Here is a 26,059-nt window from a genome sequence, read left to right as displayed (position 1 = left end):
TGCTTTTCAATCAAGGTATTATTTTGAAACAAGGAAACCATAACCTGGTCAATTGGCTGGCTGGTTTTACTGTCCAAAACAATCCCGCTTAACAATTGAACACATTCAACAGGTGTTAATTTTAGTGTTTTTGTTGTTTCTACATTGTATTTTCCATCGGTTGAAATTGCTATTTCGGCAGTTTCATAATTTTCCCTTTCGGCAACAAGTTTGTACGTTTTATTGCATTCAACCTTAAATTTATAGGTTGAATTTTTAGTGATGATATGTTTATCGATTAAACTATTGTCTTGAAATAAAAAAACCACAACCTGGTCTAAAGGTTGTTCGGTAATTTTGTTAAATGCTAAAACGGAAATGGTCTGGGCACATTCCGGGTCTTTTATCCTAAACGCATAAATATCAACATCACCCTTGCCCCCGTCACGATTTGATGTAAAATAGCCTGAATTTGAAGCAATGTCTATTACAAAGGCAAAATCATCATATTTACTGTTTATGGGAGGTGGCAAATTTTTAGCTTGTTGAAAATTTCCGCCAATATAGTCACTTTTAAAAATATCCAATCCTCCTTTACCCTTATCGCCATATGAAGAAAAATATAATGTATTATTTTTATCTATAAAAGGAAATAATTCGGATAGTTTTGTATTAACTGTCGGGCCTAAATTTTTTGGAGTGCTGAAATTTATTCCATCGTTAATATCCACAACATAAATATCGGTTTCGCCATAACCACCTGGCATATCGGAAACAAAATAAAGTTTTCTCCCATCTTTACTCACTCTAGGGCTTCTTACAGAATATTCTTTACTGTTAAAAGGCATTTGAGATATATTTGAAAGTTCAAAATTTTCATTAATTGAAGCTTTAAACATATTCAAGGTTTTCCATTTGGCTGAATCTTTTGATTTTAGCCCACTGTAAAAATTATTCCACGTAAAATATATGGTTTTGAAATCGGGTGTAAAAGAAATATCCGATTCAAAAAACATGTTATTAATTTCAGTAGTGAATTTATCAGTTTGAATAATATCTCCATTTTCAGTTATCAAACCGTGATACAACTCCAAAGAAAGTTGGCGGTTATTGCTGCGTTTACCACTTTTGTCTTTTTTAGATGAAGCAAATATTACAGAATTATTGCTAGAATAAATAACTCCCAATTCAGCGAATTTAGAGTTTACAGAGGTGTTTATAATTTCATATACTGCCTCTTGGGCGGACATAAAACTAAAAAACAAACTAAAAAGCAACTGCAATATTTTTCTCATCGTGAAATTTTGTTAGCCCATTTTTGAAATTTTTTCAAATACCCAAGCAGGTCCAATCAATAAAAACTGTAAATCTTTAAAAAATGACGGCTTTTTCCCTTCAAGTTTATGTCCGTAAAATTGACCAATCCAGGCAATTATAAAAATGGCTAACGAACTGTAAAACAAAGGACTTACCCTAGCTAAAAAATAGTTGCCCATAAGGCATAATATTGAAAACGTTAACATTCTTACAAAAGTTGAAAATGACAACCGGATGTAAAAAATAAACAATAAAATTAAAACGGGCGCTGCCCAATTCTCTAAAAAAGGATTGTTGATTTTTAAATTTTCTGAAATAATTTTTGAAGGAATACTCATTAACAAGCCAACAATACTGAAAAAAATAGCGGGTACGCAAATAAAATGTATGGCCTGATTTGTTTTATTTTGATGACTTTCAGCGTACGCAACAAACCACTGATTTAAAGTTTTCATATTGTTAGTTGTTATTAAAACATTCTGTTTATTACGGTTGATGCCACCTTGGAAAAAGGTAACAAGCCACGAATAATTTAAACAAAAAAATCCGCAATTCAGCGGATTTTTTTTTATATTTTTATTTTCTTAGGAAACTTTCATTAATTCCACATCAAAAATTAAAGTAGCATCCGCAGGAATAACGCCTCCGGCGCCCTGACTTCCATAGGCTAAATTTGAAGGAATCACAAAACGTGCCTTATCCCCTACTTTTAACAATTGAATTCCTTCATCCCAACCGGAAATAACTTGTCCAACACCCAATTCAAAATCGATGGGTTGTTTGCGAGAATAAGAGGAATCAAAGACAGTTCCATCCAATAACTGACCTTTATAATGTACAGAAACCACACTTCCTTTTGTTGCTTTTTTGCCACTTCCTTCCTGAAGAATTTTGTAACGCAAACCGCTTGGCGTTTCATCGTAACCAGCTGCAATTTTATCCATTTGTGCTTTCATCGCTTTTTTTGCTTCAGCTTCTCTTTTTTCTCGAGAACCTTCAAAAGTTCTAAAGGATTCCACCCCATTAAACTTTTTGGCAGCTTCACCAACCCTGATAATTTCAACAGATTCTAATTTGTCATTTTGAGCAATTTTATCAACAACTTCTTGTCCATCCACAACTTCACCAAAAACAGTATGTTTGTTATCCAACCAAGGCGTTGCAACGTGGGTAATAAAAAATTGACTTCCGTTAGAAGCAGGACCAGAATTTGCCATGGATAAAATACCAGGACGATTGTGTTTTAAGTCGGGGTGAAATTCATCTTCAAAGCTGTAACCCGGTGAACCGGTTCCTGTACCCAACGGGCAACCTCCCTGAATCATAAAATCTGGAATAACCCTGTGAAATTTTAATCCGTTATAATATGGAGTTCCTTGTGGTTTAACCCTGTTCTCCAAATTCCCTTCAGCCAAAGCAACAAAGTTACCCACTGTTCCAGGTGTTTTTTCAAATTCTAAGTTCACCAATATTTCACCCTTTGAGGTGTTAAATTTTGCGTATAATCCGTTATCCATTTTCTTGTTTTTTAAAGTGATGCAAAGATACATACTTTCATTTAAAATGAAAGTGTAATCATTATTTATTCAATTCACCATGGTTTATAAAAATAAAAATCTGCCAAATAGCAGATTTTCAATATTCTTAAATTTAAGGATTAAACTTCAGCGTTAACAATAGCTTTATTTGAAGTTGATTGTTCCATTTTTTGTGCATCACTAGTCAATCCACAACCTTTTTTAGAAGATTTACAGGCACTCAATGAAACAAAAATAATAATAATTATAAGAATCTTTAAAACTGCTTTTTTCATTTTACTCAGTCATTAGCTTTGATTTAACGTAGTAAATATAACATTTATTTTACGAAACCAATTTATTTAAAGTGTATCTTATTAATTCCTCTACCGGTTTATAAGGGTCTTCACTAAAAGTTCCGTTGGCTCTATTAGCAATGATGGCATTTAAAGAGCAAGCTTCATGACCCAATAATTTAGCCAAGCCGTAAATAGCAGAAGTTTCCATTTCAAGATTGGTGACTTTTACGCCATCAAATTCGAAATTATCAATTTTACTGTTTAATTGAGGATCTTGTATCGCCAAGCGAAGTACTCGTCCTTGTGGCCCGTAAAATCCGCCGGCTGTTGCAGTAACACCAATAAAAACGGTATCGCTTGCTAGTTTTTTTGCCAGTAATTCACTGCCTTTTACAATGTAAGGTCTTCCTTTTCTTGGGCTCCAATTGGTGTGTTTTATAAAAGCATCTTCAATATCGGCTTCTAAAATGGATTCACAATCGTAAGAATGAAGCATTCCGTCGAGTCCTAATCCATATTTCGCCAACACAAAACTCCCCACAGGAATATCAATTTGCAAAGAGCCGGAAGTACCTATCCTGACAATATTTAATTTGGTGTGCGTTTTTTTTACAGTTCGAGTTTTTAAATCAATATTGACCAAAGCATCGAGTTCATTCATCACAATATCAATATTATCTGGACCAATTCCTGTTGAAATTACTGAAATTCTTGTTCCTTTATACGTACCGGTTATGGTTCTAAATTCTCTTTTTTGAATTTCAAATTCTATGGATTCAAAATGGACTGCTATTTTCGGTACCCTGTTTTGATCGCCTACAAAAATAATATTGGTTGCAATGTTTTCGGGTTTCAAGTTTAAGTGATATACACTTCCGTCTGGGTTCAGAAATAATTCTGAAGCTGCTATTTTATTCATAATTTATCCGCCTACGCGTTTTATATTGTATCCTTCATTTTTAAGGATTTCCATTATTTTATCTCTATAATTCCCTTGAATTATTATTTCATTGTCTTTTACGCTTCCACCAACACCACATTTTGTTTTGAGCAATTTCCCAAGCGTTTTTAAATCCTCTTCAGAACCCACAAAACCGGTGATTACGGTTACCGTCTTTCCCCCTCTTCCTTTATTGGAAAATAAGGCTGCCAAATGCTGCTGCTTAGGATGCAAGAAGGCAGGCTCTTCGGTTTTTTCAAATTCAAAGTTATCATTTGTTGAAAAAACAAATCCGCCCAAATCTTCTAAACTGTTTAATTTTTTTTTACTCATTGTCAATATAAAAAAATATAGGCTAAATTAGGAAAACATTATTTATTATTGATCTTTTTCCAGGCAAATAGCATGGCTGCCAAGAGTTCAAAAACAAGTCCGATGGCCATAACCAAATTTGCCTGAGACCAATTAAAAATCTTTGAAGCGGCTCCTGTCAAAAGCAGAAAAATACCAAATGTAAAAATTGAAACTATCTTGGTTACTCTCATTTCAACAAACCTAATTCTCTTAAACGATTATTTAAGAATTCCCCTGCAGTAATATCATCAAACACTTTTGGACGCGTTTCGGTGACACACTCAGGCAGGCAATTTAACTTCATTTCACTTATTGGATGTGTAAAAAAAGGTATGGAATAACGGGGTTTACCCCATTCTTCACGTGGTGGATTTACAACACGATGAATCGTGGAGCGTAATTTGTTGTTTGTCAACCGTTCCAACATATCGCCTACATTTACCACCAATTGTTCCGGTAAAGAAGTAACTGGAATCCATTTTCCTTTTTTATTTTGCACTTCTAAACCTGAAGCCGAAGACCCCATTAAAAGCGTTATTAAATTAATGTCTCCATGAGCGGCCGCCCTAACAGCCCCTTTTGGTTCTCCAATAATTGGCGGATAGTAAATTGGACGTAAAATACTGTTTCCGTTAATTACATATTTATCGAAATACGTTTCCTCCAAACCTGTGTATAAAGCCAAAGCCCGCAAAACATAAATAGCTGTTTTTTCGAGCATTTTATAGGCTTCCATTCCGGTTTTATTGAAATTTGGAACTTCCTTCACCATGACATTATTTGGATATTCCGCTTTTAATTTATCATTGCCTACCACTTCTTGTCCGAAATGCCAAAACTCTTTTAAATCACCTTGCTTTTTGCCTTTGGCGCTTTCTTTTCCAAATGAAGTGTAACCTCTTTGTCCGCCAATTCCTTCAATTTCATAAGATTGCTTAATTTCATCAGGCAAATCGAAAAAGTTTTTTACTTCTTTGTATAGATTTTCGGTAAGTTCATCCGACAAAAAATGTCCACGCAAAGCCACAAAGCCTATTTCTTCATAAGCTTCACCAATTTCTTTTATAAACTTCTGTTTTCTCGAAGCGTCTCCTGATAAAAAATCAGATAAATCTACACTTGGAATATTTCTCATAAGCCGAAAAGGATTAAATTTTAAAAGTATTCATCATTATTTTTCTCTTTTAATGATTGGAATCAGGTAACTCAATGTGTAATTTATGCCAAATCCGGTATCGTTTAAATAAACACGGTTAAAGCCGGGAACATAAAGGTTTTTAAAATTATCGGGTTCTTTGGTGCTTATCATTGTTTTAAAACTAAAACTGAAGCCTAAATATAAATTTTTTAATGTTTCTGCTTTCAATCCAAAAACCAATTCGGCCCAATGAGCAGATAAATCGTTGAATTCTGTGTTTGGTAATACTTCCGTCGGAATAAAATAAGTTCCTTTTACATTTGGCGTATAACTGTTTAATGTTTGGTTAAATATACTAAACCCGTATCTCATTCCAACATAAATTTCATTGGTCATTCCTTTCCAGTTTTTATAGGCATTGTAGTTTACGCCGGCTTTAATATAGGAACCTTTTGTGGTATAACTCATATAATCTTCTTTGGAGATTTTATCTTCAAAACCCAGTTCAACAGCCGCATAATAGTTTCTTAAAATACGAATATCCCCTACCAATTCCAAACCTTTTGTTCCGTCTTCCAAGAAAGAAATTAAAGGTTTGCTAAAGTCAACGCCAACTCGCAATCCGTAACTTTCTTTCGTTTTAACGGTATCCATTTTTTGTTGGGCATTAACAGTTGCCGAAACTAAAAAACTAATGAAAAATAGAAAGATGAACAGCTGTTTCATTGTTGATGGTTGTGTTTTTAATGGTGTCATTTTTTATCCAATTCGCGCTCCTGCTTTCTATTTGCAAATTTTCGAAGATGGTTTTATAGCCGCAAGAACGGGAAACAAAAACATCCTTTCTGTCATAGGTGAAATTAATTGTGTCAATTAAAGCACCCGATTTAAATTGATAAAGCGTGCTGTTTTGCGTTAAATTCAACGGAATTACAATGGAATCAATCAATTTGTTTTCATATATTTTTCCATTTTCATCGGCCCAAACCGTTAAAGAATCTACCTTTTTTTTATCCGCGGGAATTGAATCGTTATAAAAAATAACGATCAATTTTGGGGTGGTTGCTTCAATACAAATATCATCCTTTTCACAATTTATAAGTGTAAAACTCAAGATGAATAACAATATTAAATATTTTTTCATTAATCCTTATTTTAATTCCAAAAGTACAACATTTTCAACATGATGCGTTTGTGGAAACATATCAACTGCCTGTGTTTTAATAATAGTGTATTGCTCTTTCATTAACGACAAATCACGCGCTTGTGTTGCCGAATTACAACTTACGTAAACAATGCGTTTTGGAGAAATTTCCAGCAGTTTCTCTATGACATTTTTATGCATTCCATCACGTGGCGGATCTGTAATGATAACATCTGGCTGTCCGTGGGTTTTAATAAAATGATTGTTAAAAACATCCTTCATGTCCCCTGCAAAAAATTCTACATTTTTTATATTGTTCAATTTTGCATTTTCTTTTGCATCTTCAATGGCTTCTGGAACCGATTCTACGCCAATTACTTTTTTGGCGTTTTTGGCCACAAATTGTGCGATGGTTCCTGTGCCTGTATAAAAATCGAACACAATTTCATTTCCTGTTAAATTGGCAAAATCACGCGTAATTTTGTACAATTCATAGGCCTGTGCAGAATTTGTCTGATAAAATGATTTTGCCCCAATTTTAAATTTAAGACCTTCCATTTCTTCAAAAATATGGTCCCTCCCGCTGAATAAAATAATATCCTGATCGTATAAGGTGTCGTTTCCTTTTGAATTTATTACATACTGAAGCGATGTAATTTGAGGGAATTCCTGAATTAGGGCATTTAACAAAGCTTCCCTTTTTTCTTTATTTTCTTTTAGAAATTGAATTACCACCATCATTTCGCCTGTTGATGAAATGCGAATCATGATGGTTCGTAAAAGACCTGTTTGTTCCCTGGGATTGAAAAATTCGAGGCCGTTTTGTATTCCGAATTCTTTGACAAAATTTCTAATTTGATTGGAAGGATCTTCCTGCAAATGACATTTTTCAATCTCCAAAATTTTATCCCACATTCCTGAAATATGGAAACCACAGGCATTTCTGTTGTCTATTTCTTCTGAAGAATTTATTTCTTCTAAAGTTAACCAACGGTTACTCGAAAAAGAAAACTCCATTTTATTTCTATAAAAATAAATTTTTTCGCAGCCTAAAATAGGTGTAGGCTCAGGCAATTCCAAATGCCCTATGCGTTTCAAATTATTAATAACTTCTTTTTCCTTATAGGCCAATTGGTATTCATAAGCCATATCCTGCCATTTACAACCGCCGCAAAATTCAAAATGCTGACAAACGGGTTCTGTGCGTTTTTCTGAATATTTATGAAATTTTATCGCGGTACCTTCAAAATATGCTTTTCTTTTTTTTCCGGTTTTAATATCAACGATATCACCGGGAACGGTATTGGATAAAAATATGACGCATCCATCCGGGGCTTTGGCAATTGTTTTGCCTTTCGCTCCCGCATCTATAACTTCAATATTTTCAAAAATAAATTGCTTGTTTTTTCTTGCCATGTTGCAAATGTACCATTTTTGCATAAAAAAAGCATCCCGAATTTTGGGATGCTTTGAATTAATAATTTTAACCTCTTTATTTTATACTGTTCATGTAAACCGCCAATGCATCAAGCTCTTCAATGGTTAAGTTTTTTACAAAACCATCTAAATTTGCTTTCATTATAGCAACCATACCCGGATCTGTATCAACAATTGCAGGCGTTTCACCTTTTAAAAAAGCAACAATGCTTCCACCTTTTTCATTGTAGATTTTATTGATCTCTTTTATAGACGGCCCAATTACTTTCACATCCGGTTGGTGACAAGTCACGCAAGTTTTTTCTGTAAATAACTTTTCACCTAAAGCAAGGTATTCTTCCGGTGTTTTAGTTTGTTCTTTAGCAGGTTCGGCTGGTGTTTCAACTTCTTGTTTCACTTCCTCTTTCTTAGTTTCACCACAGCTTACAAAGAAGAATGCAACTAATCCTAGTATCAATACTGATTTTTTCATCTCTTAAATTTTTATTTTTAATTCATACAAATTTATTCAATTATTTTCAATAGCTATGTGCTTTTTGCTACAAAATTCAGAATCTTATTATAATCTTCATTTGAAGACCATTTTAACAAATAAAATAAACAATTAAGCCCATTTATAAAAGTAAAATATTTTGTAATTTGCAAAAAATTATGAGGATGATTTCTCTCCTGAAGGAGGAATTGAAGATTTTAAATTTTAACATTTTTACTATGATGGTTTCAGAAAAAATTTCATCACAACAGGCTATTGATTTAGAAAACAATTACGGAGCACATAATTACCACCCTTTACCGGTAGTTTTAACCAAAGGAGAAGGCGTGTATGTTTGGGATGTAGACGGTAAGCGTTATTACGATTTTTTATCGGCATACTCAGCGGTTAATCAGGGACATTGCCATCCAAAGATCATTAAAGCTTTAAATGATCAGGCAAGTACTTTAACCCTAACTTCCAGAGCATTTTACAATGATGTTCTTGGTAAATATGAAAAGTACGTGACCGAGTTTTTCGGTTTTGATAAGGTTTTGCCCATGAATACGGGTGCGGAAGCTGTTGAAACCGCAATTAAATTGTGCAGAAAATATGGTTATGAGAAAAAAGGAATTCCAGAAAATAAGGCAGAAATAATTGTTTGTAAAAATAATTTTCATGGAAGAACAACCACCCTAATTTCCTTTTCAAATGATGAAGAAGCACGGAAAAACTTTGGACCTTTTACGGAAGGATTTATAAAAATTGATTATGATAATATAGCAGCATTGGAAGAAGCGCTGAAATCAAGCAAAAATATTGCCGGATTTTTAGTGGAACCCATTCAGGGAGAAGCCGGTGTTTATGTGCCTAAGGAAGGTTATTTGGCAAAGGCAAAAGCTTTGTGCGAAAAATACGGCGTCTTGTTTATTGCCGATGAAGTGCAAACAGGTATCGCAAGAACTGGCCGTTTATTGGCAACTTGCGGAAATTGCGAATGTGCGGACAAAAATTGTTCGGGAACGCCAGAAGTTAAACCAGATATTTTAATTTTAGGAAAAGCATTGAGTGGCGGCGTTTATCCGGTTTCGGCAGTTTTGGCAAACAACCACATTATGGAAGTTATAAAACCCGGACAACACGGATCAACTTTTGGAGGAAACCCTATAGCTGCCGCTGTAGCCATTGCGGCGCTTAAAGTCATAAAAGATGAAGCTTTGGCAGAAAATGCCGAAAAGCTGGGAAAACTTTTCAGAAGTGAATTGCAAAAATTTATTGAGACACAAACACTCATAAAATTGGTGCGCGGTAAGGGCCTTTTAAACGCCATTGTTATCAATGACAGCGAAGATAGTTCTACTGCTTGGGATATTTGTTTAAAATTGCGTGACAACGGTTTATTGGCAAAACCAACTCATGGAAACATTATTCGTTTTGCACCACCTTTAGTGATGAATGAAGAACAGTTATTAGATTGTGTTTCTATCATTAAAAAAACAGTTATGGAATTCAATTTGTAAAAATTAGGTTTTAATAATTTCTGGGTTATCAACAAAAAAAATATCGAGGTTTTACCTCGATATTTTTTTATCTTATTTATTCCTTAAATCAATTTTATAAATACTTCAAAAAGAAATCCATCATCTTTTCTTTGAGTTGATAATGCATTTTTACAAATGTTTGCATTTCATCTTTTAATAAAACCTGTTTTTCGTGAAACTGAACTTCATTATTTTTTTCATACTGCCCTTGCCGTGCCAAATCCCTTTTTTTCATTCTGATTCTATGTCTTAAATGGCCCATTACTTCTCGTTCACGGATTATTTTATTTTGAAAACCCTCTAATTGCACTAGAACTTCATTTCCGGGATTTCGCATGACCACATGCTCTAACTTTTCTTCAAAATAATCCATTTCACTTTCTTGAAATTTCAACTCTCTTTTCCAAACATCTAAGTTAAAGTTTAGATCACTTAAGAATACTAACTGACTTTCCATTTTCGAATCGGTTTTAAATTATTATATGCTAAAATTCGTAATTTTCTTTTAATTTTCCGCTGATAAAAATCATAAAGTTTTACCAAAAGAACAATACACATCTCCCCCTTTAAAGGATTTGTATAAAGATATAAAAAAAGCGTTTTAATTAAAATTAAAACGCTTTTAAATTTACACTAAAATTAATCGTTAACTATTCTCTTCCTCTTCACCTTCTTTTTTTGAAGTTTTATTCCAAATTTTAATCTCATCCGTTAAAGTAACACCTTTAATAATTTCTACATTTATACCATCTGAAATACCTAACTCTACATCTCTTCGCTCAAAAACCTGATCGCCTGTTTTAACATCTACATATGGTTTCTCAGTTTTTTTATCAAATTGCAATAGCGCTTCTTTAATTGAGAGCACGCTGTCCTTTTTTTCTAACACTATGTCAGCATTGGCGCTATAACCTGCCCTTACAAAAAATTCATCATCTAAGGTAAGAGCTCCTTTGATTTTAAATTGAACTGCTCCATTTTCTTCTGTTCCTTTTGGAGCAATAAAGTTTAATTTTGCCGGATATTTTTTCTTTTCAATTGCACCCAACGACACTTCCAAAACTGTTCCCTTTTTAATCTTTCCTACTTCGGCTTCATCAACTTTACCCTCAAAAATCATTTTGGTCATATCTGCAATTGTCGCAATGGTTGTTCCTGCATTGAAGGTATTGCTCTCAATTACTTGATTTCCTATACGAACTGGAATTTCTAAAACGGTTCCTGAAATTTCTGCTTTTACAAAAGTATTGGCTGTTTTACCCATTCCTGCTGCAGATCCTTTTCTAATAATATCTAAATTATTTTGGGCATTATTCAGTTCTTCCTTTGATCTGTTAAAGTTTAGTTCCGTTGATTCGAATTCTTGTTTGGATATTACTCCTTTCTCAAAAAGGTTTTTATCTCTTTCATACAATGTTTTGGTATTGTTAAAGCTTAGTTGTGCCGTTTTCACATTGCCTTGCGCACTATTTAATGATTGCACATTTGGCACCACCCTAATGGTGGCCAATAAGTCCCCAACCTTAACTTTTGCGCCTTCAACAACATAAATATTATCAATAATTCCTGAAACTTTTGGCTTAATTTCCACTTCTTCCAAAGGAATTACTGTACCTGTGGCAACCGTTTTTCTGACAATATTGGTCTTGAATGGTTTTTCTGTTTCATATTGAATTGGAGATTTACTGTTTTTTGCACCAAACCATGCCAAAACAGCTATAAGTGCTACTCCTAGTGTTCCAAAAATTATTGTTTTTTTCATCAGTATTGATTTTCAGTTTATTATTCTTTTTTATTTTTTTATTCTTCTCTTAATGCTTCAATTGGCCTGATACTCACCGCAGTTTGTGCTGGAATTAATCCTATTAAAGTTCCTAATATGACTAAAGTTGCAGCTGCAATTAAAATTACAGGAATATCAACTGTTGGGTTTGTTAAAAATCGGTCTTCTCCTTGCCCTATGGTGGAATCAATTATCATTAAAACGACACCTCCGAAAATGATTCCCAATGCGCCCGCGATACTTGTTAAAAAGACAGACTCCAATATAATTTGTCGCTTTATTTCCCAAGGTTTTGCACCTATAGCTCTTCTAATTCCTATTTCTTTAGTCCTTTCTTTAACGGTAATTAATAAAATATTTCCAATAGCAAATACACCTGCAATTAAAGTAGCTATCCCAACAAACCAGGTTACAAACTGCATTCCGGTTAAAAAACCTGTGACTTTTGCTATTTCTTTACCTAAATTAAAGCTTCCAAATGCCCTTTCATCTTCTGGGTGTACCTTATGTAAATTTTTTAAAAGCAACTTAACATCTGCTTCTATTTGCGTAATGTCAAAACCCGGTTTTCCAGTAATCATCATCCAACCCACACTATTACCTCGATTATAAACTTGTTGAAATGTTGTAAATGGAATATGAATATTTCCTTGGGGTCCTCCTGATCCTATTTGCCCTTCCTTATACATTCCCACTACATTGTAATTGATGTCGTTTATTTTAATATATTGACCAATTGGGAATTCATCCTTGTCAAAAAGTTGCTTATATATTTCTTCTTCAATGACGCAAACTTTCTTTTTTTCAACAATATCATTATGATTTATAAACCTGCCATAAACTAAATTTCGTTTCTGAACTTTATCAAACTCAGGATAATCCCCAAAAACGCCAAACATTCCAGTTTTAAATTTATTTACTGCTAATGCCTGCGTTTGATGACGCGGTACCACAAATTCAAGCCCCTTAATTTCATTTCTAATATTGTCTAAATCGGACATTTTTAAGGTTATTCCTTTTCCTTCCTGAAAACCTTTAAACGGCTTGCTTGTTTGTTGTGCCCAAACAAATACACTATTTGTCGCAAAATCTCCAAATAACCTATTAAAATTGTTCTCAATACCTTTTGCTGCACCCAATAAAACTACCAATAAAAATATTCCCCACATTACACCAATGATGGTAATCCCCGTACGCACTTTATTTTTACGAATGCTACTGTATATTTCTTGCCAGGTATCTGTGTCAAATAAAAATTTAATCATACTATTCGTCGTTTAGTGCTACTATTGGTTTGATACTTGCTGCTCTTTTAGCGGGAATATAACCTGCAATAGTCCCTGCAATTATTAAAATTATTGTTGCGCCTACTACTACATAATTTTCCACACTTGGGTTAATGATAAAGTACTTTTCTAAACTGCTTCCAAGAGCTTTTAGTGTAAAAACACCCATCAGTAATCCCACATAACCGGCTACAGCAGTCACAAATATTGATTCCATCATAATCATACCAATGATTGAACTAGGTGTTGCGCCCAATGCTTTTCTAATTCCTATTTCTTTGGTGCGTTCTTTAACTATATAAACCATAATATTGCTAATTCCTATAATACCTGCAATTAAGGTTCCTATCCCAATAAAAAGTATAATTATATTTAAACCAAACATCAATTGTTGAACACTTTTAGTCCCTTCAGCATAATTTCGAACTCTAATTGCCCCTTGATCTCTTGGGTCTATATTGTGTTTTTCTTTTAACATTTTCTCAAGCAAATTCGAGAATGCTAAAGCTCGGTCAACATTTAGACTTGGGTTATAGGTAAGTCCGATTAGGTCTAATTCATCATTAATTCTATACATTCCTTGCGCAGTGGTAAAAGGCGTATAAATAAACCGTTCATCGTTATCACCTCCGGGATCATTAAAAACACCAATTACTTTATACGAAATACCATCTAAATTGATATTTTTCCCTAATGCATTTTTATTGCCAAACAAATCTTTTTCCACCATCCTTCCTATGGCAACAACTTTTGCTTTTCTTTTTAAATCTAAATAACTTAAAAATCTGCCATCCTGTATTACGGCAGATTCTAATGGTTGATAATCTGGATAAACTCCTCTGACTGTATAGTTATTATGTTCCCCTCCATAAATTGCCTGTACATTGTTTCGTTGAACATTCGGACTATAAAACTGAATTTCATCTTCAAATTTTTCATTTATAAATTTGGAATCATCATTTCTAAACTGAATTTTTCTTCCACTTTGCAACCCTTTATAGGGTTTGGTTGTTATGCCTGATCTTATATATACAGAATTTGCAGCGTCACGGGAAAAGCTTTTTTCGAAGGAGTGTTTTAACCCATTTCCAATTCCGAAAAGTAATGTAAACAACAGTATTGCAAACGCTATTGTAAAACCAGCAAGAATAGTTCTTAACTTGTTTTTACTTAAGGTTTGAAAAATTTCCTGCCAACGATCTAAATCAAACATAGCTTATACGGTTGCTTTTTTTAATACTTTCTCATCGCTAATAATTACACCATCTTTTAAACGCACAATTCTGTCTGTTTCATTCGCAATATCTTCTTCGTGTGTGATCACAAAAACAGTCATTCCTTCACGGTTAATTTCTTTTAACAATTCCATTACCTGATGAGAAGTTGTTGAATCCAGTGCCCCTGTTGGCTCATCAGCCAAGACAACTTTTGGATTGGTAACCAAAGCGCGTGCAATAGCAACTCGTTGTTTTTCACCTCCTGAAAGTTCACTTGGTAAATGTTCAGCCCTGTCTTTTAACCCAACTTTGTCTAAATATTGTAGTGCAATTTTATTGCGCTCTTTTCTAGCCATACCTTGATAATATAAAGGCAAGGAAACATTCTCTAATGCATTTTTATAATTTATTAAATTAAATGATTGAAACACAAAACCCAAAAACTTATTTCTAAGAATTGCTGCTTTTTTCTCATCTAAATTTTCAATTAATTGTCCGTTTAAATAGTAGTTTCCTTCATCATGACCGTCCAACAAACCAACAATATTTAACAATGTCGATTTCCCGGAACCGGAAGAGCCCATAATAGCCACAAATTCACCTTCTTTAATATGTAAATCTAAACCCTTTAATACGTGCAGAGAATCTTTTCCTATTGGATACGATTTATGAAGTTTTTCAATCTTAATCATTTGGTAATTGTTTTAACGAATTTAAAAATTGCCTGTGAGAGTGATTATTAATATTTTGTTAAAAGAAACTTTCAATTTAAATCAATAATTTTGTTTCATGGACAATTATGAAAACAAATCAATTATTCTTTTTGACGGTGTGTGTAACCTTTGCAACGCATCGGTAAATTTTGTGATCAGACACGATAAAAAAGGGCAATTTTTATTTGCTTCATTTCAATCAGACGCCGCAAAGGAAATATTGTTACAGTACAACTTAAAAAATTTAAAAATAGATACTATAATCTTGATTGAAGGAAATGAAGTCTACTATAAATCAACTGCGGCACTCTTAATTGCCAAACATTTAGAGGGGAGATTTAAATTACTATTTGGTTTTATTATCGTACCAAAATTTTTAAGGGATTGGATATATAGTTTCATCTCAAATCACCGCTATAATTGGTTTGGGAAAAGAGGAAGTTGTATGATTCCTTCGCTTAAATTAAAAAATAGATTTATTAAATAAATTTGGGTAATTATTTTTTAGGATAATCATCATCCCAATCTTTTATTTTAGGTTCATGTAGCATATCCAATGATTTTGCCACCGTCATAGAAACCGCCGCGTCTCCCGTAACATTTACGGTAGTTCTGCACATATCTAAAGGTCTGTCAATGGCAAAAATTAATGCCAGTCCTGCTTCAGGTATTCCAGCCTGAGCCAATACAATTACTAACATTACCATACCCGCTCCAGGTACAGCAGCGGATCCTATACTTGCTAATGTTGCTGTTGTAATAATACCCAACTGTACTCCTAAAGATAAATCCATTCCAAAAGCTTGCGCAATAAATACTGCGGCCACTGCTTGGTACAAACTTGTACCGTCCATATTAATAGTTGCACCAATTGGCAAAACAAAACTACTTACTTCTTCATCTACACCTAAATGCTCTGTTACACGTTCCATTGTAACAGGTAAGGTTGCGGCGCTACTGCTTGTTGAAAATGCCAATAATTGTGCAGGTGAAATTCCATTTATAAAAAATGAAGGTTTCTTTTTAGTATACACCCATACCAATAAATTATAAAAAGCAATCATAATAAGAAGCCCTAATATTACCGTAAAAGCATACCAAATCAAGGCTTTAAATAAATCAATGCTTGGTGACTCAACAACCAGCGCTGATAGCAAGGCGAAAACACCAAAAGGTGCCGCGAGCATAATGAGGTCAATCATTTTGAGAATGACTTCATTAAAACCATCGAAGAATTTTTTGACAGGTTTTGATTTTTTCTCAGGAATTAAGATTAATCCAACGCCAAAAAAGATAGCGAAAAATATAACCTGAAGCATATTTTTGTTTTCTGAAGCAGCTCCAAAAATATTTTCCGGTACAATATCAACCAAAGCCTGAAGAGGCCCGCTTTCCTTTTGTTTAACAGCTTCTTCTTTGTATTTATTGGCATCTCCACTATAATTTTGCACCAACTCCTGGCGCGTCTCAGCCGAAATTGATTTTCCCGGCTTTATGATGTTTACCAAAAATAAACCAATTGATACTGCAATTACAGTAGTCATTAAATACAAACCAATGGTTCTGCCACCCATTTTAGAGAGTTTTGAAATATCCTTTAAATCGGAAACTCCTTTTATAAGTGAAGCAAATATCAATGGAACCGCAATTAACTTTAATGAATTGATAAAAATAGTTCCAAAAGGCTTTATCCAATCTCTAACAATTTCGTTGCCTCCATCAAATTGTGTCATGATTAGTCCAACTAAAACACCCAAAACCATTCCCAATATAATTTGCCAATGCAATGCTATTTTTTTCATTCAAAAGTTTTTAAATTTTTTTGGAAAGATAAAAAAAATAGGCGACAAATAATAAAAAATGCGCCAACGGCGCATTTTAAACTTTTCTAATTAAAATCTATTAAAATTGATAACGTAAAGAAAGTGCAATATCCAGGCTGGTATCTCTGCCGTAATCTCCAATTAAACCAAACTCCGGTCTAAAATCTAAAGAAATCATAAGCGGAATATCAAAATTATATTCAATACCAATATCTCCATCAGCATTTAAAAATAATCCGTCATCATCATTTCCTAAATAATTATTGCCTTTGCTCCAAGATCCAATTCCAGCTCCAAAACCAGCGTACCAATTAAATCCTTGATCAATATTCCAAACCCATTGGTAAATTCCCGTTAATTTAAATGCATCAGAATCATTATTATTTCTAAAACCCAAATCCAATTCTAACCGGGTAGCCTCGCTCAATTCGTGCTGATAAGATATTTCAGCGCCAAAACCATCGTTGTCTCCCAAGCGCACACCTATAGCGTTTCTAGCAATGTCTTGAGCATTTGACGTAAAAATAACTGCAAAAAGGAATACTGCCATAAAAATTAATTTTTTCATAAATTTTGTTTTTTTAAATTATTATATTGAATATTTTTCTCTTTAAAAATTATTATTAAAACGTGAAACTTGTCATTATATTTTATATCAAAAGCTTAAAGATTTGAGTAATCTTTATAACTGAATCAAATATTTACCTTATAACTTTAGAAATGTCACAGACAGCCATGGACTTGGTAATTTACTAGGCGAATTATGGGCAGGTAAGACTCAAAAAGAACAAAGTTTAGTCAATAAAATTTTAAATGCAAAAGGTGATAATAATGTTAATCATGATTTATTTGGAATGGCTTCCGGAAGTAAAAAGCAAGGCGGGATTATCATTTTATTAAAAAAAAACAGAAAATAATCATCATTATATGAGGAAGACCAGATTTAATGCCTGGCCTTTTTTATTTTAAAATTATTAAATGTATTTTTACCCCGAAATCTAACAAAATGGAAAAATTAAAAAAACGGTGGGGACTAACCTCTAATTTTCAAGTCCTGCTAATTATCATTGTTTTTTCCGTGAATGGTTCTTTTGCTGCCTCGGTTGCCAAACCTTTAACAGAACTAATCGGACTAGGTTATGAAACCACAAATCCTTGGTTATTTTGGCCGGTTAGAATTGTGTTGGTATTTTTAATCTATCAATTAACGTTGCCGTTGATCGGATTTTGTTTTGGACAATATAAATTCTTTTACGCCTTTTCAAAAAAAACACTTTCAAGAATGGGGTTTAAAATATTTTTTAAAGAAGCTTAACTAATCTTCCTTTTTGATAAGGTATTTGTAAATCCACATTAAGGTAAAAGTCGGTAAAAAATCTGTTCCAAAAATACCTGCTTCTTCAATAAATGAAATAACTCCCGCTATTTTTCCGGCTGTTCCTTTAAACATTCTGTAAACTAAAAATGCCGATAAAGGTGCCCAAACAACATCAGAAAACTCTCCTAAAAATGGAAGAAGAAAAGAAAGCATTCCAATGCCATCAAAAACAATGCTTAATAAGAGTAATTTATATTTTTTATTCATACTTAATTCATTAAATTACACTTATTTAATCGCAAAAAAGCAGTCAATTACTTTTTAAGCTTACTCTTATATTTTTTAATGAATTTTTCCAATTTAGGATTGATGACTGCCACACAATAGCCTTGGTTTTTATTGTTATTGTAATAGTTTTGATGGTACTCTTCCGCACTGTAAAATGCCTCAAACGAAGTAACTTCCGTAACGATCTTATTTTCAAAAACTTCAGCTTCGGTCAATTCTTTTATGAAATTTTCTGAAATTTCTTTCTGTTTTTCTGAATGATAAAATATGGCTGAACGGTACTGTGTTCCAACATCATAACCTTGTTTATTTAAAGTTGTTGGGTCGTGTGTACTGAAAAATACCTCCAAAATTTCCTGAAATGTAATCACTGAAGGATTGAATTGTATTTGAATCACCTCGGCATGTCCAGTTCCTCCTGTTGTAACTTCTCGATACGACGGATTTTTAACTTTTCCTCCCGAATACCCGGAAGTTACCTTTTCTACCCCATTTAATCGTTGAAAAATGGCTTCGGTACACCAAAAACAACCATTGGCTAAGGTTGCGATTTCTAATTTATCTGACATTTTTGATTTTTTTGTAATCATTGATTGTGCATAAAAGTTTGTTATTGTAAACACAAAAACAAGTAATATTACCGTTATTTTTTTCATTTCATGATATATTTATAAAGTAAGTCGAAATTCTTCTAACTTAATTACATACCACTTGGAATTAATTTTCTTGGAAACTGAACCAAACTTTCAGCGCCATTTTTACCTACGCTCACCACACCAAACAAAAAATTATCAATGACGATATTCTTCAGCGTATAATCGGTTGTTTTGCCTACAAACCGGCTATATTGCCATTGCGGCGAAGTGGTGTCGCGCCAATAAATTTTGTATCCTATGCTGTTTTTATCTGCCATATCATCCCACTTTAATCGGGTTGATGGTTCTACAGCGCCTTCAATCATCACGTTTTTTGGTTCTAAAGGTGCTGCAGCCAATGAAGCCAATGTTAAACAATTTACAGCGGTTAATTTTGCGGCGTATTCAAAGTTCACTCCTTCAAGCACATCACCATATTTAATGCCATTTTCAACTCTGATATCCTGATGTTGGCGGTTGTAATTTTCGTGCATTTCCATAATTCTTACTCCTGTAAAACCTTCATCATTAAAAGGCCGGTGATGTCCTCCCCTTCCAAATCTGTCCAGTCTGTAAATCATAATCGCATCTAAATTGGTCATATATTGTTCTGTTAACTTATCAACATAACGTGCCAATTGGCGTGAAGTTCCGTCGATTTCCCCTCCGTAAAAGCGCATACTGTTGCGTTCTTTTTCAGTAGTATTCACCGAAATAGCTTCGGAAAAAACCCTGAAAGTGCTGTTGTCAATTACGCCATCAACTCCCTCAATATTGCCAATCATATCATTGTTTAAAACAGCGATGATGTCCCATTTTTTTTCTTTGGCGTATTTTGCCATAATTTTACCGCCATATAAGCCTTGTTCTTCACCCGACAATCCTACATAAATGATAGACACCGGAAATTTATACTTGCTCAAAATACGTGAAGCTTCAATAGTCCCTGCCAATCCGGTAGCATTGTCATTTGCCCCAGGAGAATCTGAAGTGAAATTATTGGGGTCTGAAACTCTCGAATCAATATCTCCAGACATCATTACATAGCGATTTGGATACGTTGTACCGCGTTGAATTACCATCACATTTACCACTTTGGTATCTGTAACAATTCTCCTTCCGTCGGCCTTTACCAAATCACCCAAATAGCTCACTTCTAAACAGTTATTGCAATTTTTTGAAATTTCATCAAAAGATGATTTAACCCAACGCCGCGCAGCACCAATTCCTCTTGTTGCGGAAACTGTGTCAGACAATGTATGTCGTGTTCCAAAATCTACCAATTTTACGATGTCTTTTTCTATGCGTTTCGCAGAAGGTGCTGTAGAAATTTCAGTCAATATTTTTTCAATTTCGGATTGTGAAAATCCGGTTATACTCATTGTTAAAAAAAGTAAAACCAACCTAAATTTTAAAATTTTCATATTGTTGTTTTATTATATATTCTCAAGTGTATTTACAACCATTTCAAGCATTTCTTCGGTAAAATCTAAATGGGTAACCATTCGTAATTTACCTTGTCCCATAGATATTAGTGAAATTCCAGCTTTTTTTAAACGATTCACAAAATCTTCTTCATTGATAGCGTCAATGACGTTAAAAATGACAATGTTGGTTTCAATAGGTTCTACATATTTTACCAATTTACAATTTTGAAGTGCCGAGCCAATTATTTTAGCGCGGGTGTGGTCTATCGCCAAACGGTCTATATGATTGTCCAATGCGTAAATCCCGGCAGCTGCCAAATATCCGGCCTGACGCATAGCGCCACCAAATAATTTCCGAATTCTTAATGCCTTTTCAATATGAAGTTTAGACCCTAATAATACAGAACCAACCGGAGCTCCTAACCCTTTTGATAAACAAACTGAAATGGTGTCGAAAACTTCGCCATATTGTTTTGGTGTTTCATTTTTGGCAACCAAAGCATTAAATATCCGTGCCCCATCCATATGTAATCCCAACTTATGTTCAATACAAATTTGTTTAATTTTCAATAACTCTTCATAATCCCAGCATGCGCCACCGCCTTTATTGGTTGTGTTTTCAACAACAACCAAGCTAGCCCAAGGTACATGAATGTCTGCTCTACCAGAAACTGCATCATTCAATTGTTTTGCGGAAAACATTCCCCTGTCACCATCAATTAAATATGATGTAACACCTGAGTTAAATGCTGCGCCACCGCCTTCAAAGTTATACACATGTGCCCATTTATCGCAAAACATTCTATCACCGGGTTGTGTGTGTATTTTAATGGCAGTCTGGTTTGCCATTGTTCCTGAAGGAAAAAATAAAGCTGCTTCGACACCAAACATTTTCGCAATTTTCGTCTGTAATTTATTGACTGTTGGGTCTGTTTTGAAAACATCATCACCAACCTCAGCCTCCATCATTGCTTTCAACATTCCTTTGGTTGGCTTGGTTACGGTGTCACTAATTAAATTTATTTGCATCATTTTAATTTGAGATTTATCAATTTTTAAAGGATTAGAAACTTTTATTTAATCCACAATTTCTGTCTTTTCAGAAAATAAAAGATTTTAACCAAAAATACCATTATTAGTTTAATTGATATAACAGGTAATCAAATTTATTTGCACAGTTTAAAAATGAAAGGGTATTTTTGTAGTTATTAAATAGACAAATGATTACAAACGAACATATAAATAAATTACAGGAACGTATTGGCAGGTTAAAAACTTACCTTGAAATTGACAAGAAAACTATTGAAATTTCAAACGAGGAAGAATTAACCGCAAATCCCACTTTTTGGAACAATCCTAAGGAGGCTGAAATTGTGATGAAAAATCTTCGATTCAAAAAAAAATGGGTAGAAGATTTTAATTCCATAGTAACCAATTTAGAAGAATTGACTGTATTATTGGATTTTTATGCTGAAGGTGAAGTATCTGATAAAGAAGTTGAACAGCAATATAACATTTTATTGATGCTGCTGGAAGACCTTGAATTTAAAAATATGCTGTCTGATGAAGGAGATAATTTAAGCGCCGTACTGCAAATAACTGCAGGAGCGGGCGGTACAGAAAGCTGTGACTGGGCTCAAATGTTAATGCGAATGTATTTAATGTGGAGTGAAAATAAGGGTTATAAAATTAAAGAATTAAATTTTCAGGAAGGTGATGTCACTGGTATTAAAACGGTTACCTTAGAAATTGACGGAGAATATGCTTTCGGATATTTAAAAGGTGAAAATGGCGTGCATAGGATGGTTAGGATTTCTCCATTTGACAGCAATGCAAAACGGCACACTACTTTTGCTTCCGTTTATGTTTATCCGCTGGTTGACGACAGCATTGAAATTGATATTAATCCGGCTGATATTTCTTGGGAAACCATGCGTTCAAGCGGAGCGGGAGGACAAAATGTAAACAAAGTGGAAACGGCAGTTCGTTTGCGCCATAAACCTTCGGGAATTATGATTGAAAATTCTGAAACGCGTTCACAGCTCGACAATAAAACCAAAGCCATGCAATTGCTTAAATCTCAATTATATGAAATCGAATTGCAAAAACAACGCGAAAAACGCAGTGAAATTGAAGCAAGTAAATTAAAAATTGAGTTTGGTTCACAAATCAGAAATTATGTATTTCACCCCTACAAATTAGTGAAAGATGTGAGAACAGGTCACGAAACAGCAAATGTTGAAGCAGTAATGAACGGAGGTTTAGACGATTTTATTAAAGCTTATTTAATGCAACAAGGACAAAAAGAAACTAAAAATGAAATGTAAGATTGATACTGTAATTTTCGATTTGGGAGGCGTACTTGTGGATTGGAAACCGGAATATTTGTATAGAGAAGTGTTTAAAGGAGATGAAAAAAAAGTAACTTGGTTTTTGAACACTGTTTGCACCAGTATTTGGAATGCTGAGCAAGATGGGGGAAGAACCATTGAAGAAGCCGAAAATCTTAAAATCGCTGAATTTCCTGAGCATGAAGACTTAATTCGCCTATACTACAACCAATGGCACCAAATGTTTTCCGGTAGCATTGCCGAAAATGTTGCATTATTTAAAAAATTAAAAGCTACAGGTAACTATAAAATTTATGCCCTAACAAACTGGAGTGCTGAAAAATGGGATAAAGCACTAGAATTATTTCCTTTTTTTAAAGACTTTGATGGCGTTGTGGTTTCAGGACATGAAAAAACACGCAAACCATTGCCGAAAATATACAATCTAATCATTAATAAATATACTATCAATCCCGAAAAAGCAATTTTTATTGATGATAATGAAGAAAATGTTATTGCTGCACTCGCATTAAAATTTCATGGAATACATTATAAATCTCCACAACAACTGAAGGACGAATTGCATTCCCTTCAACTGAAATTCTGATTTTTTTAATATTTATTCTAAGATTTTCTCAACAAACAGTAATTTTTATTAGACAAAGTGTTGTTTATTAACAATAATGTGTATTTTTACCTTTGTGAAAAATGATGTTATTCGTTAATTAACGATTAAAAAAAGCTATGAATTTTAAAATAAGTTATTTTCTATGAGGAGACTATTACTAGTGCTAATTTCTTTAATCCCAATACTCAGTTTTAGCCAAAAAAATAATAACCCCACATACACCATTACTGGAAAAATAATAGATGCCGCTTCAAAAAAGCCAATGGAGGATGCTACAATTATTTTTAAAAGTATTGATTCCAATCTCATAAAATTTGGCGGTATTACAAACCAAAAAGGCAACTTTTCCATTGATGTTGAAAAAGAAACCTATAGCGTTTCTATAGAATTTATTTCATATAAAACAAAATATCTGAACATTTCTGCAATTTCGAGAGACTTAAATTTAGGTATTGTTGAATTGGAGTTGGATACGGAAATTCTTGGCGAAGTTGAAATAATAGGTGAAAAAAGACCGGTAGAAATTAAATCCAATAAAATTGTATTTAATGTGGCTAAAGATATTTCTGCCAATGGTGGTGTAGCAACAGATATTTTAAATAATATTCCATCAGTTAGCGTTGATCCTTTCGGCAACATCACTGTGCAAGGACATGGCAATGTTCAGGTTATGATTAATGGCAAAATTTCTTCATTATCTAAAAGCGATGCCTTAAAATCTTTACCGGCTGGTTCAATTGAAAATATTGAAGTGATTGCAAACCCTGGTGCAAAATATGATGCTTCTGCCCTAAGTGTTATAAACATCATCTTAAAAAAGGGCAAAGATGAAGGTTTAAATGCTTCTTTAACTGCTACCGGAGGATATAAAGATTATTATGGAGGATTACTTACTTTAAATAATAAATCAAAAAATCTAAACTTTTTTATTAATACTTCATACAATCATAGCAATCCAATAACCTCAGCCTCTTCAGAAAATGAGTATTTTGATAATAATAATAATACCATTTCATTTTTAAATGAAGACAGCGAATTTAACAGTAAAAAAGATGCTTTTTATGGCACCATTGGCACAGATTTCTATTTATCAAAAAGCACGACCCTTTCAACAAGTGTTAATTTTCAAAATGTAATTAATAAAAGCAACACACTAACGTCTTCAAATATTTTTGATGCTTCAAAAGTACTTACAACCTCAAACAACCGAACACATATTGGAAAACTTGAGAATGAATTGTTTGAATTTATTGTTGACTTTGAACACAATTTCAAAAAAGAAGGGACAAAATTAACTTCTAGTATATCCTATGCAAAAGATTCTGACGATATAACCAATAATATATCAAACTCCAATACTACAAATTTTACTAACGAAGCATATACTGAAAAAAACAAGTTAGAAAGAATCACTTTTGAAATTAATTTTACAAATCCAATTGGTAAAAATTCAACCTATAGCATCGGGTATAAAGGCGATTATACGGAACTTCCTTTTAGATATTCCAGTGCTTCTAGAAATAGCAGTATTGATTATTCTGAAAATGTGAATGCGGCATTTATTGAATTTGAAAATGAAGGTGAAAAATTTTATTATGGGATAGGGCTTAGAGCTGAGTTTACGGAATTGAAAACGGATTATTTAAATTTAAATACTTCACAAAGTAATGAATTTAATAAAATTTTACCATCCGTTTATTTACAGTATTCCATTAATGATTCAAAAAGTTTAAGTTTAAGTTATTCTAAAAAAATATATACTCCTTCATATATTCAATTACAACCTTTTGAACAAAAATATAGTGAAACATCATCATATATTGGAAACCCATATTTAAACCCAATTTACATAGACGCTTCAAATTTAGGATATGCGTATAATGGCAATAAAGTCACATTTTTATCTTCCCTCTTTTTTAATAGGTATAACGATTATTGGGAAAATGCGACTTATGAAACCGGAGAACAATTAAATGGAATAAATAAAATTACTACTACCCCGGTAAATGTTGGAAAAGTAGACTATTACGGCATTGATATTACCACAACTTATAAACCTGTTAAGATCTTAAACTTTACAGGAAATATAAATCTTTACAATTTTGACCAATCGGGAGTTTATGAAATGGTAAATTCAGCCAATGAGACCATTATATTAGATTATAATTACGCAAGTTTAAATGGTTCTTTCAGTTTGCTTACACAATTAAAAATACCTAAAGTATTTGATTTTCAAATTAATGCAAAACATTTCTTAATTTCAAAAGGACCTTATTCTACAAGAAAAGAATATACGTACGCCAGTGCAGCAATCAACAAAGATTTGTTTAAAAAAGATGCTTCCATTAGTTTAACCGTTGATGATTTATTCAAATCTGTAAAAACCGACAGAGACAGGTTTAATGCCAGCTATTTTTCAAAAAGTTTAATTAAAAATAAGTACAGAACAATATTGCTTTCTTTTACTTACCGG

At 33.3% G+C, this 26,059-nt stretch carries 29 protein-coding genes; 6 read left to right on the top strand and 23 right to left on the bottom strand.

Annotated elements, in window-relative coordinates:
- From ABY285_RS08580 to ABY285_RS08525, 12 genes are all read right to left on the bottom strand, one after another.
- Positions 1-1,274, bottom strand: a 1,274-nt coding sequence (locus ABY285_RS08580) for a TolB family protein (protein WP_372769052.1), incomplete at its 3' end; no start/stop codon positions are given.
- 12 nt (positions 1,275-1,286) lie between these two features.
- Positions 1,287-1,751: a DUF962 domain-containing protein gene (locus tag ABY285_RS08575; protein ID WP_372769051.1), complete on the bottom strand. Its 465-nt coding sequence runs from the start codon at positions 1,749-1,751 to the stop codon at positions 1,287-1,289.
- A 129-nt stretch (positions 1,752-1,880) separates the two neighbouring features.
- On the bottom strand, positions 1,881-2,813 hold the full coding sequence (locus tag ABY285_RS08570; RefSeq protein WP_372769049.1) for a peptidylprolyl isomerase: 933 nt from the start codon (positions 2,811-2,813) through the stop codon (positions 1,881-1,883).
- Between the two features lie 140 nt (positions 2,814-2,953).
- On the bottom strand, positions 2,954-3,109 hold the full coding sequence (locus ABY285_RS08565) for a hypothetical protein (RefSeq protein ID WP_372769047.1): 156 nt from the start codon (positions 3,107-3,109) through the stop codon (positions 2,954-2,956).
- A 49-nt stretch (positions 3,110-3,158) separates the two neighbouring features.
- On the bottom strand, positions 3,159-4,031 hold the full coding sequence (locus tag ABY285_RS08560) for a nucleoside phosphorylase (RefSeq protein WP_372769045.1): 873 nt from the start codon (positions 4,029-4,031) through the stop codon (positions 3,159-3,161).
- A gap of 3 nt (positions 4,032-4,034) precedes the next feature.
- Positions 4,035-4,385, bottom strand: a complete 351-nt coding sequence (locus ABY285_RS08555) for a translation initiation factor (protein WP_372769043.1) — start codon at positions 4,383-4,385, stop codon at positions 4,035-4,037.
- A 38-nt stretch (positions 4,386-4,423) separates the two neighbouring features.
- The gene (locus tag ABY285_RS08550; RefSeq protein ID WP_372769041.1) at positions 4,424-4,597 is read right to left on the bottom strand and encodes a hypothetical protein; all 174 of its coding nucleotides are present in this window, start codon (positions 4,595-4,597) and stop codon (positions 4,424-4,426) included.
- Complete coding sequence (locus tag ABY285_RS08545) at positions 4,594-5,541, bottom strand: isopenicillin N synthase family dioxygenase (RefSeq protein ID WP_372769039.1); 948 nt, start codon at positions 5,539-5,541, stop codon at positions 4,594-4,596. Before ABY285_RS08545 ends, ABY285_RS08550 begins: the two co-directional genes overlap by 4 nt.
- Positions 5,542-5,577: 36 nt before the next feature.
- The gene (locus tag ABY285_RS08540) at positions 5,578-6,270 is read right to left on the bottom strand and encodes a DUF6048 family protein (protein WP_372769037.1); all 693 of its coding nucleotides are present in this window, start codon (positions 6,268-6,270) and stop codon (positions 5,578-5,580) included.
- Complete coding sequence (locus ABY285_RS08535; RefSeq protein WP_372769035.1) at positions 6,236-6,688, bottom strand: DUF6452 family protein; 453 nt, start codon at positions 6,686-6,688, stop codon at positions 6,236-6,238. The genes ABY285_RS08540 and ABY285_RS08535 overlap by 35 nt, the downstream gene beginning before the upstream one ends.
- A gap of 6 nt (positions 6,689-6,694) precedes the next feature.
- Entirely contained in the window at positions 6,695-8,104 is a 1,410-nt protein-coding gene (gene rlmD, locus ABY285_RS08530; protein ID WP_372769033.1) for a 23S rRNA (uracil(1939)-C(5))-methyltransferase RlmD, read from the bottom strand.
- A gap of 76 nt (positions 8,105-8,180) precedes the next feature.
- Positions 8,181-8,597 (bottom strand): c-type cytochrome, encoded by a 417-nt coding sequence (locus ABY285_RS08525; RefSeq protein WP_372769031.1) that lies wholly within the window; start codon positions 8,595-8,597, stop codon positions 8,181-8,183.
- 239 nt (positions 8,598-8,836) lie between these two features.
- Between ABY285_RS08525 and rocD the strand changes: the two genes are divergently transcribed.
- Complete coding sequence (gene rocD / locus ABY285_RS08520) at positions 8,837-10,117, top strand: ornithine--oxo-acid transaminase (RefSeq protein ID WP_372769029.1); 1,281 nt, start codon at positions 8,837-8,839, stop codon at positions 10,115-10,117.
- A gap of 94 nt (positions 10,118-10,211) precedes the next feature.
- On the opposite strand, the gene ABY285_RS08515 is transcribed toward rocD, so the two are convergent.
- The 5 genes from ABY285_RS08515 to ABY285_RS08495 form a co-directional block, all read right to left on the bottom strand.
- Positions 10,212-10,595, bottom strand: a complete 384-nt coding sequence (locus tag ABY285_RS08515) for a hypothetical protein (RefSeq protein WP_372769027.1) — start codon at positions 10,593-10,595, stop codon at positions 10,212-10,214.
- A 189-nt stretch (positions 10,596-10,784) separates the two neighbouring features.
- Complete coding sequence (locus tag ABY285_RS08510) at positions 10,785-11,900, bottom strand: efflux RND transporter periplasmic adaptor subunit (RefSeq protein WP_372769025.1); 1,116 nt, start codon at positions 11,898-11,900, stop codon at positions 10,785-10,787.
- 38 nt (positions 11,901-11,938) lie between these two features.
- On the bottom strand, positions 11,939-13,183 hold the full coding sequence (locus tag ABY285_RS08505) for an ABC transporter permease (RefSeq protein ID WP_372769056.1): 1,245 nt from the start codon (positions 13,181-13,183) through the stop codon (positions 11,939-11,941).
- A gap of 4 nt (positions 13,184-13,187) precedes the next feature.
- Positions 13,188-14,420: an ABC transporter permease gene (locus tag ABY285_RS08500; RefSeq protein ID WP_372769023.1), complete on the bottom strand. Its 1,233-nt coding sequence runs from the start codon at positions 14,418-14,420 to the stop codon at positions 13,188-13,190.
- Positions 14,421-14,423: 3 nt separating this feature from the next.
- Positions 14,424-15,116 (bottom strand): ABC transporter ATP-binding protein, encoded by a 693-nt coding sequence (locus ABY285_RS08495; protein ID WP_372769021.1) that lies wholly within the window; start codon positions 15,114-15,116, stop codon positions 14,424-14,426.
- A 97-nt stretch (positions 15,117-15,213) separates the two neighbouring features.
- Here ABY285_RS08495 and ABY285_RS08490 point away from each other — a divergent pair, with 97 nt between their 5' ends.
- Positions 15,214-15,624: a thiol-disulfide oxidoreductase DCC family protein gene (locus ABY285_RS08490; protein ID WP_372769019.1), complete on the top strand. Its 411-nt coding sequence runs from the start codon at positions 15,214-15,216 to the stop codon at positions 15,622-15,624.
- 10 nt (positions 15,625-15,634) lie between these two features.
- Here the strand turns inward: ABY285_RS08490 and ABY285_RS08485 are convergent, their stop codons facing one another.
- Positions 15,635-16,939 carry a dicarboxylate/amino acid:cation symporter gene (locus ABY285_RS08485; protein ID WP_372769017.1) on the bottom strand — a complete coding sequence of 435 codons (1,305 nt, stop codon included), beginning with the start codon at positions 16,937-16,939 and terminating at the stop codon, positions 15,635-15,637.
- 100 nt (positions 16,940-17,039) lie between these two features.
- Positions 17,040-17,528 (bottom strand): hypothetical protein, encoded by a 489-nt coding sequence (locus ABY285_RS08480; RefSeq protein ID WP_372769015.1) that lies wholly within the window; start codon positions 17,526-17,528, stop codon positions 17,040-17,042.
- Between the two features lie 438 nt (positions 17,529-17,966).
- On the opposite strand from ABY285_RS08480, the gene ABY285_RS08475 reads away from it, so the two are divergent.
- Positions 17,967-18,275 (top strand): DUF6787 family protein, encoded by a 309-nt coding sequence (locus ABY285_RS08475; protein ID WP_372769013.1) that lies wholly within the window; start codon positions 17,967-17,969, stop codon positions 18,273-18,275.
- Here the strand turns inward: ABY285_RS08475 and ABY285_RS08470 are convergent, their stop codons facing one another.
- The 4 genes from ABY285_RS08470 to ABY285_RS08455 all read right to left on the bottom strand — a co-directional run bounded on the left by ABY285_RS08470 (position 18,276) and on the right by ABY285_RS08455 (position 21,657).
- Positions 18,276-18,545, bottom strand: coding sequence for a hypothetical protein (locus tag ABY285_RS08470; protein ID WP_372769011.1), 270 nt, complete (start codon positions 18,543-18,545; stop codon positions 18,276-18,278).
- Positions 18,546-18,592: 47 nt separating this feature from the next.
- A complete protein-coding gene (msrA, locus tag ABY285_RS08465; protein WP_372769009.1) occupies positions 18,593-19,135 on the bottom strand; it encodes a peptide-methionine (S)-S-oxide reductase MsrA in 543 nt (180 codons plus the stop codon).
- A 131-nt stretch (positions 19,136-19,266) separates the two neighbouring features.
- Positions 19,267-20,625, bottom strand: a complete 1,359-nt coding sequence (locus ABY285_RS08460) for a M28 family metallopeptidase (protein ID WP_372769007.1) — start codon at positions 20,623-20,625, stop codon at positions 19,267-19,269.
- Between the two features lie 12 nt (positions 20,626-20,637).
- Positions 20,638-21,657: a low specificity L-threonine aldolase gene (locus tag ABY285_RS08455; RefSeq protein ID WP_372769054.1), complete on the bottom strand. Its 1,020-nt coding sequence runs from the start codon at positions 21,655-21,657 to the stop codon at positions 20,638-20,640.
- 191 nt (positions 21,658-21,848) lie between these two features.
- Here ABY285_RS08455 and prfB point away from each other — a divergent pair, with 191 nt between their 5' ends.
- The 3 genes from prfB to ABY285_RS08440 all read left to right on the top strand — a co-directional run.
- Positions 21,849-22,955: a peptide chain release factor 2 gene (gene prfB / locus ABY285_RS08450; RefSeq protein ID WP_372769005.1), complete on the top strand. Its 1,107-nt coding sequence runs from the start codon at positions 21,849-21,851 to the stop codon at positions 22,953-22,955.
- Entirely contained in the window at positions 22,945-23,565 is a 621-nt protein-coding gene (locus tag ABY285_RS08445; protein ID WP_372769003.1) for an HAD family hydrolase, read from the top strand. The genes prfB and ABY285_RS08445 overlap by 11 nt, the downstream gene beginning before the upstream one ends.
- Before the next feature lie 163 nt (positions 23,566-23,728).
- Positions 23,729-26,059, top strand: a 2,331-nt coding sequence (locus tag ABY285_RS08440) for a TonB-dependent receptor domain-containing protein (protein ID WP_372769001.1), incomplete at its 3' end; no start/stop codon positions are given.

Origin of the sequence: Lutibacter sp. (assembly GCF_041555395.1) — a bacterium.
Taxonomy (GTDB): domain Bacteria; phylum Bacteroidota; class Bacteroidia; order Flavobacteriales; family Flavobacteriaceae; genus Lutibacter.
The sequence above is the reverse complement of the archived record's forward strand: the minus strand, read 5'-3'. Positions and strand labels throughout refer to the sequence as shown.

Coding starts and splice junctions, on each gene's coding strand:
- ABY285_RS08550 (WP_372769041.1), bottom strand. CDS start 4,597: ATGAGAGTAACCAAGATAGTTTCAATTTTTACATTTGGTATTTTTCTG.
- ABY285_RS08510 (WP_372769025.1), bottom strand. CDS start 11,900: ATGAAAAAAACAATAATTTTTGGAACACTAGGAGTAGCACTTATAGCT.
- ABY285_RS08445 (WP_372769003.1), top strand. CDS start 22,945: ATGAAATGTAAGATTGATACTGTAATTTTCGATTTGGGAGGCGTACTT.
- ABY285_RS08470 (WP_372769011.1), bottom strand. CDS start 18,545: ATGAATAAAAAATATAAATTACTCTTATTAAGCATTGTTTTTGATGGC.
- ABY285_RS08480 (WP_372769015.1), bottom strand. CDS start 17,528: ATGAAAAAATTAATTTTTATGGCAGTATTCCTTTTTGCAGTTATTTTT.
- ABY285_RS08460 (WP_372769007.1), bottom strand. CDS start 20,625: ATGAAAATTTTAAAATTTAGGTTGGTTTTACTTTTTTTAACAATGAGT.
- rlmD (WP_372769033.1), bottom strand. CDS start 8,104: ATGGCAAGAAAAAACAAGCAATTTATTTTTGAAAATATTGAAGTTATA.
- ABY285_RS08495 (WP_372769021.1), bottom strand. CDS start 15,116: ATGATTAAGATTGAAAAACTTCATAAATCGTATCCAATAGGAAAAGAT.
- ABY285_RS08560 (WP_372769045.1), bottom strand. CDS start 4,031: ATGAATAAAATAGCAGCTTCAGAATTATTTCTGAACCCAGACGGAAGT.
- rocD (WP_372769029.1), top strand. CDS start 8,837: ATGATGGTTTCAGAAAAAATTTCATCACAACAGGCTATTGATTTAGAA.
- ABY285_RS08555 (WP_372769043.1), bottom strand. CDS start 4,385: ATGAGTAAAAAAAAATTAAACAGTTTAGAAGATTTGGGCGGATTTGTT.
- ABY285_RS08575 (WP_372769051.1), bottom strand. CDS start 1,751: ATGAAAACTTTAAATCAGTGGTTTGTTGCGTACGCTGAAAGTCATCAA.
- ABY285_RS08570 (WP_372769049.1), bottom strand. CDS start 2,813: ATGGATAACGGATTATACGCAAAATTTAACACCTCAAAGGGTGAAATA.
- ABY285_RS08500 (WP_372769023.1), bottom strand. CDS start 14,420: ATGTTTGATTTAGATCGTTGGCAGGAAATTTTTCAAACCTTAAGTAAA.
- ABY285_RS08540 (WP_372769037.1), bottom strand. CDS start 6,270: ATGAAACAGCTGTTCATCTTTCTATTTTTCATTAGTTTTTTAGTTTCG.
- ABY285_RS08485 (WP_372769017.1), bottom strand. CDS start 16,939: ATGAAAAAAATAGCATTGCATTGGCAAATTATATTGGGAATGGTTTTG.
- ABY285_RS08455 (WP_372769054.1), bottom strand. CDS start 21,657: ATGCAAATAAATTTAATTAGTGACACCGTAACCAAGCCAACCAAAGGA.
- ABY285_RS08475 (WP_372769013.1), top strand. CDS start 17,967: ATGGAAAAATTAAAAAAACGGTGGGGACTAACCTCTAATTTTCAAGTC.
- prfB (WP_372769005.1), top strand. CDS start 21,849: ATGATTACAAACGAACATATAAATAAATTACAGGAACGTATTGGCAGG.
- ABY285_RS08525 (WP_372769031.1), bottom strand. CDS start 8,597: ATGAAAAAATCAGTATTGATACTAGGATTAGTTGCATTCTTCTTTGTA.
- ABY285_RS08545 (WP_372769039.1), bottom strand. CDS start 5,541: ATGAGAAATATTCCAAGTGTAGATTTATCTGATTTTTTATCAGGAGAC.
- ABY285_RS08515 (WP_372769027.1), bottom strand. CDS start 10,595: ATGGAAAGTCAGTTAGTATTCTTAAGTGATCTAAACTTTAACTTAGAT.
- ABY285_RS08535 (WP_372769035.1), bottom strand. CDS start 6,688: ATGAAAAAATATTTAATATTGTTATTCATCTTGAGTTTTACACTTATA.
- ABY285_RS08490 (WP_372769019.1), top strand. CDS start 15,214: ATGGACAATTATGAAAACAAATCAATTATTCTTTTTGACGGTGTGTGT.
- ABY285_RS08565 (WP_372769047.1), bottom strand. CDS start 3,109: ATGAAAAAAGCAGTTTTAAAGATTCTTATAATTATTATTATTTTTGTT.
- msrA (WP_372769009.1), bottom strand. CDS start 19,135: ATGTCAGATAAATTAGAAATCGCAACCTTAGCCAATGGTTGTTTTTGG.